14 protein-coding genes and 1 rRNA gene are annotated in these 16,576 nt (G+C 52.7%); 13 read left to right on the top strand and 2 right to left on the bottom strand.

Annotation, left to right across the window (positions count from 1 at the left end):
• Positions 1-11 precede the first annotated feature (11 nt).
• The 6 genes from prmA to USG84_RS15910 all read left to right on the top strand — a co-directional run bounded on the left by prmA (position 12) and on the right by USG84_RS15910 (position 5,954).
• Positions 12-893, top strand: a complete 882-nt coding sequence (prmA, locus tag USG84_RS15935) for a 50S ribosomal protein L11 methyltransferase (RefSeq protein ID WP_061096922.1) — start codon at positions 12-14, stop codon at positions 891-893.
• A gap of 138 nt (positions 894-1,031) precedes the next feature.
• Positions 1,032-1,772 carry a carbonic anhydrase gene (locus tag USG84_RS15930; protein WP_151412455.1) on the top strand — a complete coding sequence of 247 codons (741 nt, stop codon included), beginning with the start codon at positions 1,032-1,034 and terminating at the stop codon, positions 1,770-1,772.
• A gap of 330 nt (positions 1,773-2,102) precedes the next feature.
• Positions 2,103-3,068, top strand: coding sequence for a tRNA dihydrouridine synthase DusB (gene dusB, locus USG84_RS15925; RefSeq protein ID WP_008502861.1), 966 nt, complete (start codon positions 2,103-2,105; stop codon positions 3,066-3,068).
• A 23-nt stretch (positions 3,069-3,091) separates the two neighbouring features.
• Positions 3,092-3,388, top strand: coding sequence for a DNA-binding transcriptional regulator Fis (gene fis, locus USG84_RS15920; protein WP_000462905.1), 297 nt, complete (start codon positions 3,092-3,094; stop codon positions 3,386-3,388).
• A 181-nt stretch (positions 3,389-3,569) separates the two neighbouring features.
• A complete protein-coding gene (locus USG84_RS15915) occupies positions 3,570-3,734 on the top strand; it encodes a DUF2556 family protein (RefSeq protein WP_014885446.1) in 165 nt (54 codons plus the stop codon).
• A gap of 138 nt (positions 3,735-3,872) precedes the next feature.
• The gene (locus USG84_RS15910; RefSeq protein WP_253543363.1) at positions 3,873-5,954 is read left to right on the top strand and encodes a putative bifunctional diguanylate cyclase/phosphodiesterase; all 2,082 of its coding nucleotides are present in this window, start codon (positions 3,873-3,875) and stop codon (positions 5,952-5,954) included.
• Here the strand turns inward: USG84_RS15910 and envR are convergent.
• On the bottom strand, positions 5,870-6,586 hold the full coding sequence (gene envR / locus USG84_RS15905) for an acrEF/envCD operon transcriptional regulator (RefSeq protein WP_061096919.1): 717 nt from the start codon (positions 6,584-6,586) through the stop codon (positions 5,870-5,872). The two genes, USG84_RS15910 and envR, sit on opposite strands and share 85 nt — an antisense overlap.
• 384 nt (positions 6,587-6,970) lie before the next feature.
• Here envR and USG84_RS15900 point away from each other — a divergent pair, with 384 nt between their 5' ends.
• From USG84_RS15900 to USG84_RS15870, 7 genes are all read left to right on the top strand, one after another.
• Positions 6,971-8,110 carry an efflux RND transporter periplasmic adaptor subunit gene (locus USG84_RS15900; RefSeq protein WP_253543364.1) on the top strand — a complete coding sequence of 380 codons (1,140 nt, stop codon included), beginning with the start codon at positions 6,971-6,973 and terminating at the stop codon, positions 8,108-8,110.
• An 11-nt stretch (positions 8,111-8,121) separates the two neighbouring features.
• A complete protein-coding gene (locus USG84_RS15895) occupies positions 8,122-11,235 on the top strand; it encodes an efflux RND transporter permease subunit (protein WP_253543365.1) in 3,114 nt (1,037 codons plus the stop codon).
• Positions 11,236-11,537: 302 nt separating this feature from the next.
• Positions 11,538-11,759: a lipoprotein gene (locus USG84_RS15890; protein WP_008502867.1), complete on the top strand. Its 222-nt coding sequence runs from the start codon at positions 11,538-11,540 to the stop codon at positions 11,757-11,759.
• 444 nt (positions 11,760-12,203) lie between these two features.
• Entirely contained in the window at positions 12,204-13,229 is a 1,026-nt protein-coding gene (locus tag USG84_RS15885; RefSeq protein WP_253543366.1) for an amino acid ABC transporter substrate-binding protein, read from the top strand.
• A 67-nt stretch (positions 13,230-13,296) separates the two neighbouring features.
• Positions 13,297-14,478, top strand: coding sequence for an amino acid ABC transporter permease (locus USG84_RS15880; protein WP_151412454.1), 1,182 nt, complete (start codon positions 13,297-13,299; stop codon positions 14,476-14,478).
• Positions 14,479-14,487: 9 nt separating this feature from the next.
• Positions 14,488-15,591 carry an amino acid ABC transporter permease gene (locus USG84_RS15875; protein WP_151412477.1) on the top strand — a complete coding sequence of 368 codons (1,104 nt, stop codon included), beginning with the start codon at positions 14,488-14,490 and terminating at the stop codon, positions 15,589-15,591.
• A gap of 7 nt (positions 15,592-15,598) precedes the next feature.
• On the top strand, positions 15,599-16,357 hold the full coding sequence (locus tag USG84_RS15870) for an amino acid ABC transporter ATP-binding protein (protein WP_061096913.1): 759 nt from the start codon (positions 15,599-15,601) through the stop codon (positions 16,355-16,357).
• Positions 16,358-16,463: 106 nt separating this feature from the next.
• Here the strand turns inward: USG84_RS15870 and rrf are convergent.
• A 5S ribosomal RNA gene (gene rrf, locus USG84_RS15865) occupies positions 16,464-16,576 on the bottom strand; the annotation flags it as partial.

Below are 16,576 nucleotides of genomic sequence, written 5' to 3'. Positions count from 1 at the left end.
AGAGTTTTGCCATGCCGTGGATCCAACTAAAACTGAACACAACCGGCGCGAACGCCGAAGAGCTGAGCGATGCGCTGATGGAAGCCGGCTCTGTCTCCATCACCTTCCAGGACACGCACGACACGCCGGTCTTTGAACCGCTGCCGGGCGAAACGCGCCTGTGGGGTGATACCGACGTGATTGGCCTGTTTGATGCCGAAACCGACATGAAAGAGGTGGTGGCGATTCTGGAAAACCATCCTCTTCTGGGTGCAGGTTTTGTGCATAAAATCGAACAGCTGGAAGACAAGGACTGGGAACGCGAGTGGATGGACAACTTCCACCCGATGCAGTTCGGCAAACGTCTGTGGATCTGCCCAAGCTGGCGCGAGGTTCCAGACGAAAACGCGGTTAACGTGATGCTTGACCCAGGCCTGGCGTTTGGCACCGGCACCCACCCAACCACGTCCCTGTGCCTGCAGTGGCTGGATGGTCTGGATCTGGAAGGTAAGACGGTGATCGACTTCGGCTGCGGTTCCGGGATCCTTGCGATTGCAGCCCTGAAACTGGGCGCGGCGAAAGCTATCGGGATCGATATCGATCCGCAGGCCATTCAGGCCAGCCGCGATAATGCCGAGCGTAACGGCGTCTCCGATCGCCTGGAGCTATACCTGCCGGAAGCGCAGCCAGAAGCCATGAAAGCCGATGTGGTGGTGGCAAACATCCTCGCGGGCCCACTGCGTGAACTGGCGCCATTAATCAGCGTGCTGCCCGTTGAGGGCGGTCTGCTGGGACTTTCTGGCATCCTGGCAAGCCAGGCAGAGAGCGTTTGCGAAGCCTACGCCGATCTTTTCGCTCTCGACCCTGTTGTGGAGAAGGAAGAGTGGTGCCGTATTACCGGTCGTAAAAAATAAGTATTTGGCGTGGTCCTCTGACCACGCCTTTTCTCCTCGAATATTCCTCCCGCCCCTGGCCTGCCTCCGGTAAAATAACCATACAAATCATATTGATATATTTTGATTTGGATAATAAAAATTCACAGGAAGAATATTATGAAACACGTTTATGGCAAGGCAGCGCTGTTAGCGCTGAGCATGATCTCGGCTTCAGCATACGCATCACACTGGAGCTACAAAGGAGAAAGTTCACCGGAGCACTGGGGCGAACTGGATGAAGCGTACAAAACCTGTCAAAGCGGAATGTACCAGTCTCCGATTAATATTGACTCGACCGTTAACGCCCACCTTTCCCCGCTGCAAACGCACTACATTGATGGCCCTGTGACGCTGACAAACAATGGCCATACCATTCAGGCAAGCGAGCAGGCCGACACCCGCGACACCATCACGCTGGATAAGCAAACCTGGACGTTACAACAGTTCCACTTCCACGCGCCGAGCGAAAACACCGTGCATGGCAAGCATTACGCGATGGAAATGCATCTTGTGCATAAAAATGCGAAGGGGGAACTGACGGTGGTCGCGGTCATGTTCGACAAAGGGGCCGCGAATCCGGAGCTGAATAAATTGTGGAGCGTGATGCCTCAGCAGGCTGAGCTGAACGTCTCCATCAAGCAGGAGCTCAACCTGAATAAGCTGCTGCCGGAGGATAAAACGTACTGGCGTTTTAGCGGTTCGCTAACCACGCCCCCGTGTTCAGAAGGCGTCACCTGGATCGTGCTTAAGCATCCTCTGACGGTCTCCGCCGAGCAGCTTGAGAAATTCACCCACACAATGCATCACGATAATAACCGTCCGGTACAGTCCCTCCATGGTCGTCTTGTGGTCGAATAACCTGCATTTTTTGCCCTGAGATCATGTTCTAAAATGCGATGTAGATCGCAATGAAGCGGGGAAATCTGCTGCTAAAAACAGCAGATTATCCCGCTCATATGTCGCATTTATTCAGAATTGATGAGAAGTTACGGGAAATTGTAAGCGCCCATAAAACAACCATTCAAGCATAACCTAATGATTTAAATAATGAATAATTTTCAACAGAAAGATTGAGCGGCGATTCCTTGATCTATAACAGTGGATTGTTCAAAGTTTGGCCTTTCATCTCGTGCAAAAAATGCGTAATATACGCCGCCTTGCAGTCACAGTATGGTCATTTCTTAACTCATGCGCATCGGACACCACCAGCTTAGAAATCGCCTGATCGCAGCCCCAATGGCAGGTATTACAGACCGGCCGTTCAGGACGCTGTGCTATGAGATGGGAGCTGGTTTAACCGTATCCGAGATGATGTCGTCTAACCCGCAGGTTTGGGAAAGCGATAAATCCCGCCTTCGGATGGTGCACATTGATGAACCAGGTATTCGCACCGTGCAAATTGCCGGAAGCGTGCCTGAAGAGATGGCAGATGCCGCGCGTATTAACGTGGAAAGTGGTGCCCAGATTATTGATATCAATATGGGTTGCCCGGCCAAAAAGGTGAATCGCAAGCTTGCAGGTTCAGCCCTTCTGCAATACCCCGACCAGGTGAAAGCTATCCTGACGGCGGTTGTCAGCGCAGTGGACGTTCCTGTTACGTTGAAGATTCGCACGGGTTGGTCGCCGGAACACCGTAACTGTGTAGAGATTGCCCAACTGGCCGAAGATTGTGGTATTCAGGCCCTGACCATCCACGGACGCACTCGCGCCTGTTTGTTCAATGGTGAAGCTGAATACGACAGCATTCGGGCAGTTAAGCAGAAGGTTTCCATTCCGATTATCGCGAATGGCGACATAACTGACCCGCTTAAAGCCAGGGCTGTACTCGACTATACGGGAGCTGATGCTCTGATGATAGGACGTGCAGCTCAGGGAAGACCCTGGATCTTCCGGGAAATCCAGCATTATCTGGACACTGGAGAGCTGCTTGCCCCACTGCCTCTGGCAGAGGTAAAGCGCTTGCTTTGTTCGCATGTTCGGGAACTGCATGACCACTACGGTCAGGCAAAAGGGTACCGAATTGCGCGTAAACACGTCTCCTGGTATCTCCAGGAGCACGCTCCAGATGACCAGTTTCGGCGCACATTCAACGCCATTGAGGATGCCAGCGAACAGCTGGAGGCGTTGGAGGCATACTTCGAAAATCTTGCGTAATGAAATAAAGAGCTGACAGAACTATGTTCGAACAACGCGTAAATTCTGACGTACTGACCGTTTCTACCGTTAACTCTCAGGATCAGGTAACTCAAAAGCCCCTGCGTGACTCGGTTAAACAGGCACTGAAGAACTATTTTGCTCAACTGAATGGTCAGGATGTTAATGACCTGTATGAGCTGGTACTGGCTGAAGTTGAACAGCCACTGTTGGACATGGTGATGCAATACACCCGCGGTAACCAGACCCGCGCTGCGCTGATGATGGGTATCAACCGTGGTACTCTGCGTAAGAAACTGAAAAAATACGGCATGAACTAATTTCGATTAGCTAACTGCTTGTTTAAAAAGGCGCTACCTGGCATGGGGATGCGCCTTTTTTATTGTCGTTTTCTGTCACCGTCAACGCTTTGTAAACCTTCGCTTATCCCGCTTTTAAACCGCATCTTTTCGTGTATATTTCCACCACTTCAGTGGCTCTCTCTTCTCGCGGAATGACACAATGATTCGTAAATACTGGTGGCTGGTTGTCTTTGCAATCTCCGTTTTCCTTTTCGATGCCCTCCTGATGCAGTGGATTGAACTGATGAGCACCGAAACCGACAAGTGCCGCAATATGAACTCCGTCAATCCGCTGAAATTAGTGAACTGTTCAGAACTCGATTAACGTCCTGCCGTCACCGACCTCCCCGTATTACCCACTAAAAACGGGGATTTAAATCCCTTTGAGCCGTTACCTGACGGTGATAATGTCTCGCCCTTCTCTACCTCTCCCGCGTAACGTCATACTCGAGTAGAACCGACCATGCTGGTTAGCCAATACAACCCTATCCTTGTAGCCCTCTCCTTTGCTGTTGCCATCCTTGCCGCTTATACCGCGCTGAATATGGCTGCACGTGTCGCCGGGAGTCAGGGCATCGCAGCGCGCGTCTGGCTGGCGGGAGGCGGTGTTGCAATGGGCATTGGCGTATGGGCCATGCACTTTATCGGCATGCTGGCGATGGATCTCTCCATGAGCATGAGCTACAACGCGACCCTGACGATTTTATCTATGGTCATCGCCGTGGGGTCGTCACTGTTTGCGCTATGGCTCGTCAGCTGTGAACAGCTGCGCATGCACCGCCTGCTCCCCGGCGCTCTGGTGATGGGAATCGGTATTGTTGCCATGCATTACACCGGTATGGCAGCGCTGGAGGTGATGCCGGGGATCGTCTGGGACACGCTGTGGGTAGCCATTTCGGTCGTGATTGCGCTTGCCGCTTCGCTTGCGGCATTGTCGCTGACCTTCCGCCTGCGCCACGAAGCCGCTCAGGTGGTGCTGATGCGCCTGGGTGCCGCCATCACGATGGGAATTGCCATCGCCGGTATGCACTACGCCGGGATGAAAGCCGCGCAGTTTCCAATGTCTACCATGGTTCACCATCACGGTATTAACGGCAGCTGGCTGGCCGTGCTGGTCAGCGTCGTCGCGCTCTCTATTCTTGGGATCACTCTGCTGGTGTCGATGCTGGATGCCCGCCTGCAGGCACGAACCGCCCTTCTGGCTTCGTCGCTGGCAGAAGCGAACCGGGAACTTGCGCAACTGGCGCTGCACGATACGCTGACGCGTCTGCCCAACCGTATCCTGCTGGAGGACCGACTCGATCAGGCCATCAGCAAAGCCGACCGTGAAGGTACCCATTTCGCCCTGATGTTCATGGATCTCGACGGTTTTAAAGCCGTCAATGACGCCTACGGCCATGATGTCGGTGACAGGCTGCTGGTCGCCGTTACGCAGCGTCTGCTGCATCTCCTGAAGGGCCAGTTTACCCTTGCACGCATTGGCGGCGATGAGTTTGTTCTGCTGGCTGAGGGAGAAGGTCCGGACGATGCGGCCTCGCTGGCAAATTCGCTGGTGCGGGCGATCGATAGCCCGTTCACTCTCGACCCCTATGAACTGGTGGTAACGCTTAGCATTGGTATCGCCCTCTACCCTCACGACGGCAAAACCGAACGTGAGCTGATGTTTAACGCCGACGCGGCGATGTATCACACCAAGCATATGGGCCGAAACGGTTATCACTTTTTCCAGCCCTCCATGAACACGCTGGCGCAGACCCATCTTCAGTTAATGAACGATCTGTGGATGGCTATCGATCGTGATGAACTGCGCCTGCTTTATCAGCCAAAATTTCACGCGCCCGCGGGCCCCCTCCTCGGGTTTGAAGCGCTGCTGCGCTGGCAGCATCCGAAGCAGGGTTTACTGACGCCGGATCTTTTCCTGCCGCTGGCGGAAAAAACCGGGCTTATCATTCCTATTGGTAACTGGGTGCTTAATGAAGCCTGTCGCCAGCTGAGGGAATGGCATCTTCAGGGGCATCAAAACTGGTCAATGGCAGTAAACTTGTCGACGCTGCAGTTCGAACAGCCCTCGCTGGTTAAAACAGTGCTCGACTGTCTGGAGCGTCATCACGTCCCGCCGGAAATGTTGATCCTGGAAGTCACGGAAACTACGGCGATGAGCAACCCCGATGAAAGCGTGCGGGTGCTGACAGAGCTTACGGATGCTGGGGTGAAAGCCTCGATTGATGATTTTGGGACCGGATATTCGAGCCTGCTGTATCTCAAGCGTTTACCGGCCTGTGAACTGAAGATAGACAGAGCGTTTGTGAAAGAGTTAAGCGGTGAAAGCGAGGATGCCACTATTGTCTCTGCGATTGTGGCCCTCGCGAAAACGCTCAATCTCAAAGTCGTGGCTGAAGGTGTGGAAACCGAAGCGCAGCAAACCTTTTTGACGGAGCTGGGCTGTAATACCTTACAGGGTTATCTGTTAGGTAAACCCGCCAGCGCGCAGACCATCGAGGCGCTTTGCGCACGTGGTGAAATGTTGCCAGGCGCTGTGGAGTAATCATCACGAGGCGACACGCGCAAGAGAGGGAGTGTCGCCAGAATACAGTCGACCAGGGCTGGCGCCTGCTGGTAAAGATTAAAACTGTCGGTATTCATTAACCAGTTTTTAATGATGCCGCTAAAAAAACCGTGGAATACGATTATGGTCAGATCAACGTTCACCTGCGACGAAATGATGTTCCGAGAAATACATTTTTCCAGCGTAACGCGCAAAAAATCATAATTGAACCCAATGCGTTTCCGAATTTCATTCTCTGAAATCATATCGCTATTAAATTCACACTTATGATACAAAATTTGTAACAGCGCACATTGACGGGGTTCGTGCGCGATATACTGCAACGCAGTAATGAATTGCTCACGAAGCATTAACAACGGGTCGTCATTTTCGGAGAGAGAAAGCCTGTCGCGAATGATGTCACGTAGCGGTAATTGCTGTTCCCATATGGCATTAAATATTTCTGCTTTACTGGTAAAGTGCCAGTAGATAGCACCGCGCGTAACCTTTGCGGCATCTGCGATATCCGTCAGCGTCGTGCTGGCTACGCCTCGCGTCGCAAACTGCCCGATAGCCGCCTCTATCAACTGCTGTCGGGTTTGTTGAGCCTCTTCTTTCTTTTTACGCGCCATTGACAGCTACTCTTTACTCACTGGGTATATACGTAACATCAGGTTCGGATGGCTGGAAGTATTCACTAAAACCCGTTTTAATTTTGCACAAAAAAAGTCAATTTACTTAATCTATAAGTAACCTAAATACATACCTGGAATTAAATTCACGAAATAAATGATTTGCGTATTAAACCCTATTAACCTGATTTATCGGGCAGAAGTATATCCCTCTTTTCTACGAGACCGATTCTGATTTTCCCCTCAGGCCTCGTCATTCGCACTTATAAATTAAAAAACATTAAATACCCTCATTATTATACGCAGCTACATTTTATTTTTTCCCTCTGCCCCAACTACCGATCTACGGCAAACATCGGTTAATGGGTATTTAAAGGAACAGTAATGACGAATCATTTCAGACGTTTACCCTTAGCCGGTTTCATTGTCTGCGCTGTACTGCTCACTGGATGCGATGGCCAGGAAAATCAACAACAACATGCACAGGCGCCTCAGGTCAGCGTCCATATCGTGAAAAGCGCGCCGCTGGCCGTCACAACTGAACTCCCGGGCAGAACAGATGCGTTCCGCGTTGCGGAGGTTCGTCCACAGGTTAGCGGTATCATTCTGCGTCGCAACTTCACGGAAGGTAGCGATGTAAAAGCAGGGGATTCACTTTATCAGATTGATCCTGCCACCTATCAGGCGGCTTACGACAGCGCGAAAGGCGAGCTGGCAAAGGCGCAGGCGGCAGCCAACATTGCACACCTGACGGTGAAACGTTATCTCCCACTGGTGGGAACACAGTACGTCAGCAAGCAGGAGTATGACCAGGCCGTGGCCACGGCCCAGCAGGCAGATGCCAGCGTTGTCGCCGCAAAAGCGGGCGTTGAAAGCGCACGTATCAACCTGGCGTATACCAAAGTAACGTCCCCTGTCGATGGCCGCATCGGCAAATCCAGCGTGACGGAAGGGGCGCTCGTCACGAACGGGCAAGCCGCAGCGCTGGCGACGGTCCAGCAGCTTGATCCGATTTATGTCGATGTCACCCAGTCGAGCAATGAATTTATGCGCCTGAAGCAGACGAGCCTGCAAAAAGGCGACACGGCCAGCAGCGTTGAGCTGCTGATGGAGAATGGCCAGCCCTATCCGCAGAAAGGCACCCTGCAGTTCTCCGACGTTACGGTGGATGAAAGCACCGGCTCAATCACGCTGCGCGCCATTTTCCCGAATCCTCAACACCTGCTGTTACCGGGGATGTTCGTTCGCGCCCGCATTGATGAAGGCATACAGCCAGATGCCATTCTGGTTCCGCAGCAGGGAGTGACCCGTACGCCGCGAGGCGACGCAACCGTGCTGGTGGTTAATGATAAAAACCAGGTTGAATCACGTACCGTCGTTGCGCCTCAGGCCATTGGCGACCGCTGGCTGGTGACGGAAGGGCTGAAAAACGGTGACCGCGTGATTGTCAGCGGATTACAAAAAGTCAGACCAGGGGCTACCGTCGTCGCCACGCCAGATACCACCACGACTCCCGCCGGTTAAGGAACGACGACATGGCTAATTTCTTTATTCAGAGGCCGGTTTTCGCCTGGGTACTTGCCATCATTTTGATGATTGCAGGCGGGCTGGCTATTCTCAAACTGCCCGTCGCCCAGTATCCGACGATTGCTCCGCCTGCCGTGGCAATTTCCGCAACCTACCCCGGCGCTGACGCCCAGACGGTGCAGGATACCGTGACCCAGGTTATCGAACAGAACATGAACGGTATTGATAACCTGATGTATATGTCTTCCACCAGCGATTCAGCAGGTAATGTCACCATCACCCTGACCTTCGAGTCAGGAACGGATCCGGACATCGCCCAGGTGCAGGTGCAGAACAAGCTGCAGCTCGCCATGCCGCTGCTGCCGCAAGAGGTACAGCAGCAAGGGATTGGCGTTGAGAAATCCAGCAGCAGCTTCCTGCTGGTCGCCGGTTTTGTTTCGGACAACAAAAACCTCACTCAGGATGATATCTCCGACTATGTCGCCTCGAACGTCAAAGATGCTATCAGCCGAACGACGGGCGTCGGCGACGTTCAGCTGTTTGGTGCCCAGTATGCGATGCGCATCTGGCTCGACAGCAACGCGATGAACAAATACCAGCTGACACCGCTGGATATTATCAACCAGTTGAAAACGCAGAACGATCAGATAGCAGCAGGCCAGCTGGGCGGTACGCCGTCTGTGCCCGGACAGCAGTTGAATGCCTCCATCATCGCGCAGACTCGCCTGAAATCACCCGAAGAGTTTGGCCGCGTGACGCTCAAAGTGAACCAGGACGGCTCAATGGTTCACCTGAAGGATGTCGCTCGCATTGAGCTGGGTGGCGAAAACTACAATATGGTGACCAAAATCAACGGGCAGGCAGCCACTGGCCTGGGGATTAAGCTGGCAACCGGGGCAAACGCGCTGGATACAGCGGCAGCCATCAAGAGCAAACTGGCGCAGCTGCAACAGTTCTTCCCGCAGGGGCTGAAGGTCGTCTATCCCTATGACACCACGCCTTTTGTGAAAATTTCTATTCATGAAGTGGTGAAGACCCTGTTTGAAGCGATCGTTCTGGTCTTCCTGGTCATGTATCTGTTCCTGCAAAACCTGCGGGCAACCCTTATCCCCACAATTGCGGTGCCGGTCGTGCTGTTGGGGACTTTCGCAGTACTGGCGGCGTTCGGTTTTTCCATCAACACCCTGACGATGTTCGGGATGGTACTGGCGATAGGGCTGCTGGTTGATGACGCCATCGTGGTCGTTGAGAACGTTGAGCGCGTGATGGTCGAGGACAAGCTGCCGCCGAAAGAGGCCACGCAGAAGTCTATGGAGCAGATCCAGGGCGCGCTGGTGGGGATCGCCATGGTTCTCTCAGCGGTCTTTGTTCCGATGGCCTTTTTTGGTGGCTCGACGGGCGCCATCTATCGTCAGTTCTCGCTGACTATCGTTTCCGCCATGGCGCTCTCCGTGCTGGTTGCGCTGATCCTGACGCCTGCACTCTGCGCAACGCTGCTTAAGCCCGTCTCTGGCGATCATCATGAGAAGAAAGGGGGGTTCTTTGGCTGGTTCAATGCGCTCTTTGATAAGAGCGTGGAGCACTACAGCAACAGCGTAAGCGGTATTTTGCGTAAGACCGGTCGCTATCTGGTGGTGTACGTCATTATTGTCGGTGGGATGGCGGTGCTGTTCCTGCGCTTACCTACCTCCTTCCTGCCTGAAGAGGATCAGGGGGTATTTATGACGATGGTCCAACTCCCGGCGGGTGCGACTCAGACGCGTACTCAGCAGGTTCTCGACCAGGTTCAGGACTATTATCTGACCAAAGAGAAAGCGAACGTTGAATCCGTCTTTACCGTTAACGGCTTTAGCTTTAGCGGCCAGGGCCAGAACTCCGGTATCGCCTTCGTCAGCCTGAAGCCCTGGGAAGAACGTTCTGGAAAGGAAAATAGCGTTGGGGCCATCGTGGGCCGAGCGACAAAAGCGTTCAGCCAGATTAAAGACGGCCTTGTATTTCCGTTTAACCTGCCTGCCATTATCGAGCTGGGAACCGCAACGGGCTTCGACTTTGAACTTATCGATCAGGCGAACCTGGGGCATACCCAGCTGACGCAGGCGCGTAACCAGCTGCTCGGTATGGTGAAAGAGCACCCTGACCTGCTGGTTCGCGTGCGTCCTAACGGTCTGGAGGATACACCGCAGTTCAAGCTGGATGTCGATCTGGAGAAAGCGCAGGCGTTGGGTATTAGCATATCTGACGTCAACCAGACGATATCGACGGCATTGGGTGGTACCTATGTGAATGACTTTATCGATCATGGCCGCGTGAAAAAAGTTTACGTCCAGGCGGATGCGAAATTCCGTATGTTGCCGGGGGACATCAACAACCTCTACGTGCGCAGCGCGAATGGGGAAATGGTGCCGTTCTCATCCTTCAGCAGCGCTCACTGGGTTTACGGTTCCCCTCGTCTGGAACGCTATAACGGCATGCCGTCCATGGAGATCCTCGGTGAGTCAGCCCCAGGGAAAAGTACCGGTGAGGCCATGGTGATGATGGAAAGCCTGGCGGCAAAACTGCCTTCCGGCATCGGCTATGACTGGACGGGAATGTCTTATCAGGAGCGTCTTTCCGGCAACCAGGCACCTGCTCTGTACGCCATTTCGCTGATCGTGGTGTTCCTGTGCCTGGCAGCGCTGTACGAAAGCTGGTCCATTCCCTTCTCTGTCATGCTGGTTGTGCCGCTGGGCGTCATCGGGGCGCTTTTCGCAGCGTCGCTGCGCGGGTTAAACAATGACGTCTATTTCCAGGTCGGCCTATTGACGACGATTGGCTTATCGGCGAAAAACGCCATTCTGATCGTCGAATTTGCTAAAGACCTGATGGAAAAAGAAGGTAAAGGGATTATTGAAGCCACGCTGGAAGCCTCACGAATGCGCCTTCGCCCGATCCTGATGACCTCTCTGGCCTTCATACTTGGCGTCATGCCGCTGGTGATCAGCTCCGGGGCCGGTAGCGGCGCGCAAAACGCCGTCGGTACGGGCGTAATGGGAGGCATGCTTTCCGCAACGCTTCTGGCGATTTTCTTCGTGCCCGTTTTCTTTGTGGTGGTCCGGCGACGATTTACCAACCATAAGGATTAATATATCCCTGAAGGCACCGTTTGGTGCCTTTTTTATTTTTAATATAAACAAAGGATTAGTCATTATTGGATTGCGCATTAAAACCTCATGAGTTTGCATTAAGTAAAAATGCCCTCTTGCGTCTCCATAATTTCTCCATGAATTCATTCATGAAACGCTTTTTCTCCATGATTTTTACAAACTACATAATTTGAGATTATTCCACGTGTAACGGGAACTTACCCTGGTGGTAAAATAATCTCCAGTTCGTTAATAGCCCTCCTGGCTTTGTAGCGAATGAGAAATAATACTGAGGTAACATCATGAAAAGATTCATTTCCGTTGCACTTCTCGCTGCGCTGCTTGCTGGTTGCGCGCACGACTCTCCTTGTGTACCGGTTTACGATGACCAGGGTCGACTGGTCCATACCAATACCTGTATGAAAGGCACCACCCAGGATAACTGGGAAACAGCGGGTGCTATCGCCGGCGGCGCTGCCGCAGTGGCGGGTTTGACGTTAGGTATTGTTGCCCTGACGAAGTAACATCTGTTCAGAAAGCGCGGCTCCGGCCGCGCTTTTGCTTTTAATGAGTGCACCATATTCTAATAAATAAAAAAGTTCCGTATTCATTCTTATATGTAATTTCATCCAACCGCCATCAACACTTTTTTATATCTAATGATTTTCATATATTAATACTATTGAATACTCTGCCAATATTCACTGCTGAAACTATCTCGTCTTTTATCTCATCCCGGTTAAAACTTTTGCTCCAATTTGTGGCACAGGTTGTAATTTCGCACTGTTTCGGGGCGCTCATTTTATTTAAGCCTGTCTACACTCTGCATTAAGCGTTCAGTTATCACTTATTTCGCCGAACGCAAAACTGGCATTACGTTTGCTTTATAAACGTTGGCCAATGCCACAGACAGGTTAAGCGCTTAAAAACGCTTCTATAACAATAAATTTCGCCACACAGGATCCATTATGAAAAAGACGATGATAGCCAGCCTGACCGCTGCAGGCATGTTGTTTGCCATAGCTGGTCAAGCCCATGCGGGAACGACGCTGGATGCCGTTAAAAAGAAAGGTTTTGTTCAATGCGGTATCAGTGACGGTTTGCCTGGCTTCTCTTATGCCGATGCGAACGGCAAATTTACCGGTATTGATGTGGATGTCTGCCGTGGCGTCGCCGCTGCGGTTTTTGGCGATGACAGCAAAGTAAAATACACCCCGCTGACGGCGAAAGAGCGCTTTACGGCGCTGCAGTCCGGCGAAGTTGACATGCTCTCGCGTAATACCACCTGGACCTCTTCCCGTGACGCAGGCATGGGGATGTCATTTACGGGCGTGACCTATTATGACGGCATCGGCTTCCTGACCCACAATAAAGCGGGCCTGAAAAGCGCCAAAGAGCTGGACGGCGCCACCGTGTGTATCCAGGCGGGCACCGATACCGAGCTGAACGTCGCGGATTATTTCAAAGCAAATAAGATGAAATACACCCCAGTGACTTTCGACCGCTCGGATGAATCAGCCAAAGCGCTGGAATCCGGTCGTTGCGACACGCTGGCCTCTGACCAGTCACAGCTGTATGCCTTACGCATTAAGCTGAGCAATCCGGCGGAATGGATTGTTCTGCCTGAAGTAATCTCCAAAGAACCTCTCGGACCGGTTGTACGTCGTGGCGATGAAGACTGGTTCTCTATCGTTCGCTGGACGCTGTTTGCCATGCTGAATGCAGAAGAGATGGGCATCAACTCGAAAAACGTCGATGAGAAAGCGGCGAATCCTTCCACACCGGATATGGCGCACCTGCTCGGTAAAGAAGGTGACTTCGGTAAGGATCTGAAGCTGGATAACAAATGGGCTTACAACATCGTCAAACAGGTGGGTAACTACGCTGAGGTCTTCGAGCGTAACGTGGGATCGGAAAGCCCGCTGAAGATCAAACGCGGCCAGAACAATCTCTGGAATAACGGCGGCATTCAGTACGCGCCACCAGTACGTTAAGTCATAGCTGTAACGGGCACTGCTCGGGCAGTGCCCACTCCAGAGTCATGGTTACTGAGGTTTCTTTATGTCCCATCGCCGCTCAGCCGTAAAAGGATCGCTATCCTTTTCTCATCCCGCGGTCCGCGCCTGGCTATTCCAGATTATTGCTATTGTTGCGGTTGTTCTTATCGCCGTGTATCTCATCCATAACACCATCACTAACCTGAATAATCGCGGTATTACCTCCGGGTTTGCGTTTCTGGATCGCAGCGCGGGGTTTGGGATTGTTCAGCACCTTATCGACTATCAGGAAGGAGACACGTACGGACGCGTGTTTGTGGTTGGTTTACTGAATACGCTGTTGGTATCCGCACTGTGTATTGTCTTCGCGTCCATCCTGGGCTTCTTTATTGGGCTGGCGCGTCTTTCTGAAAACTGGCTCCTGCGAAAGCTTTCCACTATTTATATTGAGACGTTTCGCAACATCCCACCGCTACTGCAGATCTTTTTCTGGTATTTCGCGGTGCTGCGTAACCTTCCCGGTCCCCGCCAGGCCGTCGATGCGTTTGAGCTGTTTTTCCTGAGTAATCGTGGGTTATACATTCCCTCACCGCAGGTGGCCGAAGGGATTTACGCCTTTATCGTCGCTATTATTGTTGCGCTCGCGATTTCCGTCGGCCTGTTCCGCTATAACCGCAAGCACCAGATTAAAACCGGACAGCTTCGTAAAACATGGCCAGCAGCCGCTGCGATGACTGTTGGCTTACCGTTAGTTGCTCACTGGCTTTTTGGTGCAGCCCTGCACTGGGATATTCCTCATCTGCGCGGGTTCAATTTCCAGGGCGGAATGGTGTTAATTCCTGAACTGGCAGCACTAACGCTGGCGCTTTCAATTTATACCTCCGCGTTTATTGCGGAAATCATCCGCTCCGGGATCCAGGCCGTGCCTTACGGGCAGCACGAGGCGGCACGTTCACTCGGTTTGCCGAATACCGTGACGCTTCGCCAGGTCATTATTCCGCAGGCTTTACGGGTGATCGTTCCGCCCCTGACCAGCCAGTATCTCAACATTGTCAAAAACTCGTCGCTGGCAGCTGCCATTGGTTATCCGGATATGGTGTCTCTCTTCGCCGGAACCGTGCTTAACCAGACCGGACAGGCTATAGAAACCATTGCCATCACCATGTCCGTCTATCTGATCATCAGTCTGGCCATTTCGTTGCTGATGAACCTTTATAACCGTCGTATAGCACTGGTCGAGCGCTAAGGATCTATGATGACAAAAGCGATACTGTCGCACTCCTCGCGCCCTGCCAGCTCGACAGGTGGACGTTTTATTCTCTGGGCGCGTAAGAATCTGTTCTCCAGCTGGAGTAATAGCCTGCTGACGATTGTCTGCCTGTGGCTCATGTGGGAATTGATCCCTCCCCTGCTGAACTGGGCGGTTATACAGGCCAACTGGGTCGGTTCAACCCGAGCAGACTGCACAAAAGCTGGCGCTTGCTGGGTATTTATTCATGAGCGCTTCGGTCAGTTCATGTATGGATTGTATCCGCATGAACAGCGCTGGCGGATTAATCTGGCGCTGGTCATCGGCCTGCTCTCTATCGCGGTGATGTTCTGGAAAAAGCTGCCTCATCGTGGACGGTATATTGCCGGCTGGGCAGTGGTATATCCGATTACTGTCTGGGTGCTGATGTATGGCGGTTTCCTGGGGCTGGAACGTGTTGAAACGCGCCAGTGGGGCGGTCTGACGCTGACGTTGATTATCGCTTCAGTGGGGATCGCCGGCGCGCTGCCGTGGGGGATTTTACTGGCTCTGGGACGCCGTTCAAAAATGCCGGTCGTACGTGTGCTTTCCGTTATCTTTATTGAATTCTGGCGCGGCGTACCGCTTATCACCGTACTGTTCATGTCGTCGGTCATGCTGCCGCTGTTTATGGCGGAAGGTACAACGATCGACAAGCTGATCCGTGCCCTGGTCGGGGTGATTCTCTTCCAGTCCGCCTATGTCGCTGAAGTTGTGCGCGGTGGCCTGCAGGCATTGCCCAAAGGCCAGTACGAAGCGGCGGAATCGCTGGCGCTCGGTTACTGGAAAACGCAGGGGCTGGTGATCCTTCCGCAAGCGCTCAAGCTGGTTATCCCTGGGCTGGTCAATACGATCATTGCTCTCTTCAAAGATACCAGTCTGGTGATCATCATCGGATTGTTCGATCTCTTTAGCAGCGTACAACAGGCAACCGTTGACCCTGTCTGGCTGGGTATGTCCACCGAGGGCTATGTCTTTGCCGCTCTGATCTACTGGATCTTTTGTTTTAGCATGTCGCGCTATAGCCAGCATCTGGAAAAGCGCTTTAACACCGGGCGTACACCGCACTGAGGAAATTATGAGCCAGATTACTATGACACCCGCCAACGCGATGATTACGCTGGAAAACGTCAATAAATGGTACGGACAGTTTCATGTCCTGAAGGACATCAATCTTAAGGTAAAGCAGGGCGAACGCATCGTCCTTTGCGGCCCTTCCGGTTCAGGTAAATCCACAACCATTCGCTGTATTAACCATCTTGAAGAGCATCAGCAAGGGCGCATTGTGGTTGATGGTATCGAGCTGAATGAAGATATCCGCAATATCGAACGCGTGCGGCAGGAAGTGGGAATGGTATTCCAGCACTTTAATCTGTTTCCACACCTGACCGTTCTGCAGAACTGTACGCTTGCGCCGATTTGGGTTCGAAAGATGCCGAAACAGGAAGCGGAGGCGCTGGCGATGCACTACCTTGAACGCGTTCGTATCGCGGAGCACGCCAATAAGTTTCCCGGCCAGATCTCGGGCGGGCAACAGCAGCGTGTGGCTATCGCCCGTTCGCTGTGCATGAAACCCAAAATCATGCTGTTTGACGAACCGACATCTGCCCTGGATCCGGAAATGGTGAAAGAGGTACTGGATACCATGATTGGGCTGGCGCAATCCGGTATGACGATGCTCTGCGTGACGCATGAGATGGGTTTTGCGCGAACCGTGGCCGACCGGGTGATCTTTATGGATCGCGGGGAGATTGTTGAGCAGGCACCGCCGGATGAGTTCTTTGCGCATCCGAAGTCAGAACGTACGCGAGCATTCCTTTCGCAGGTGATTCATTAGTCGTTTGCTCTGCCGGGTGGCGGCTTCGCCTTACCCGGCCTACGGTTTGTGCAGGGCCGAAACGCAAAAAGGCCATCCTTGCGGATGGCCTTTTCACTTATTTGATGTCTGGCAGTTCCCTACTCTCACATGGGGAGACCCCACACTACCATCGGCGCTACGGCGTTTCACTTCTGAGTTCGGCATGGGGTCAGGTGGGACCACCGCGCTAAAGCCGCC

The organism is Enterobacter sp. 168J2, assembly GCF_034107265.1.
GTDB lineage: Bacteria > Pseudomonadota > Gammaproteobacteria > Enterobacterales > Enterobacteriaceae > Enterobacter > Enterobacter nematophilus.
Note: the sequence above shows the minus strand (reverse complement) of the source record. Positions and strands in the feature narration are given on the sequence as shown.

Excerpts from the sequence above, each read along its gene's own strand:
- USG84_RS15900 (WP_253543364.1), top strand. The coding sequence starts at position 6,971 with ATGACGAATCATTTCAGACGTTTACCCTTAGCCGGTTTCATTGTCTGC.
- USG84_RS15890 (WP_008502867.1), top strand. The coding sequence starts at position 11,538 with ATGAAAAGATTCATTTCCGTTGCACTTCTCGCTGCGCTGCTTGCTGGT.
- prmA (WP_061096922.1), top strand. The coding sequence starts at position 12 with ATGCCGTGGATCCAACTAAAACTGAACACAACCGGCGCGAACGCCGAA.
- USG84_RS15895 (WP_253543365.1), top strand. The coding sequence starts at position 8,122 with ATGGCTAATTTCTTTATTCAGAGGCCGGTTTTCGCCTGGGTACTTGCC.
- fis (WP_000462905.1), top strand. The coding sequence starts at position 3,092 with ATGTTCGAACAACGCGTAAATTCTGACGTACTGACCGTTTCTACCGTT.
- USG84_RS15915 (WP_014885446.1), top strand. The coding sequence starts at position 3,570 with ATGATTCGTAAATACTGGTGGCTGGTTGTCTTTGCAATCTCCGTTTTC.
- envR (WP_061096919.1), bottom strand. The coding sequence starts at position 6,586 with ATGGCGCGTAAAAAGAAAGAAGAGGCTCAACAAACCCGACAGCAGTTG.
- USG84_RS15870 (WP_061096913.1), top strand. The coding sequence starts at position 15,599 with ATGAGCCAGATTACTATGACACCCGCCAACGCGATGATTACGCTGGAA.
- USG84_RS15875 (WP_151412477.1), top strand. The coding sequence starts at position 14,488 with ATGACAAAAGCGATACTGTCGCACTCCTCGCGCCCTGCCAGCTCGACA.
- USG84_RS15930 (WP_151412455.1), top strand. The coding sequence starts at position 1,032 with ATGAAACACGTTTATGGCAAGGCAGCGCTGTTAGCGCTGAGCATGATC.
- USG84_RS15880 (WP_151412454.1), top strand. The coding sequence starts at position 13,297 with ATGTCCCATCGCCGCTCAGCCGTAAAAGGATCGCTATCCTTTTCTCAT.
- USG84_RS15910 (WP_253543363.1), top strand. The coding sequence starts at position 3,873 with ATGCTGGTTAGCCAATACAACCCTATCCTTGTAGCCCTCTCCTTTGCT.
- dusB (WP_008502861.1), top strand. The coding sequence starts at position 2,103 with ATGCGCATCGGACACCACCAGCTTAGAAATCGCCTGATCGCAGCCCCA.
- USG84_RS15885 (WP_253543366.1), top strand. The coding sequence starts at position 12,204 with ATGAAAAAGACGATGATAGCCAGCCTGACCGCTGCAGGCATGTTGTTT.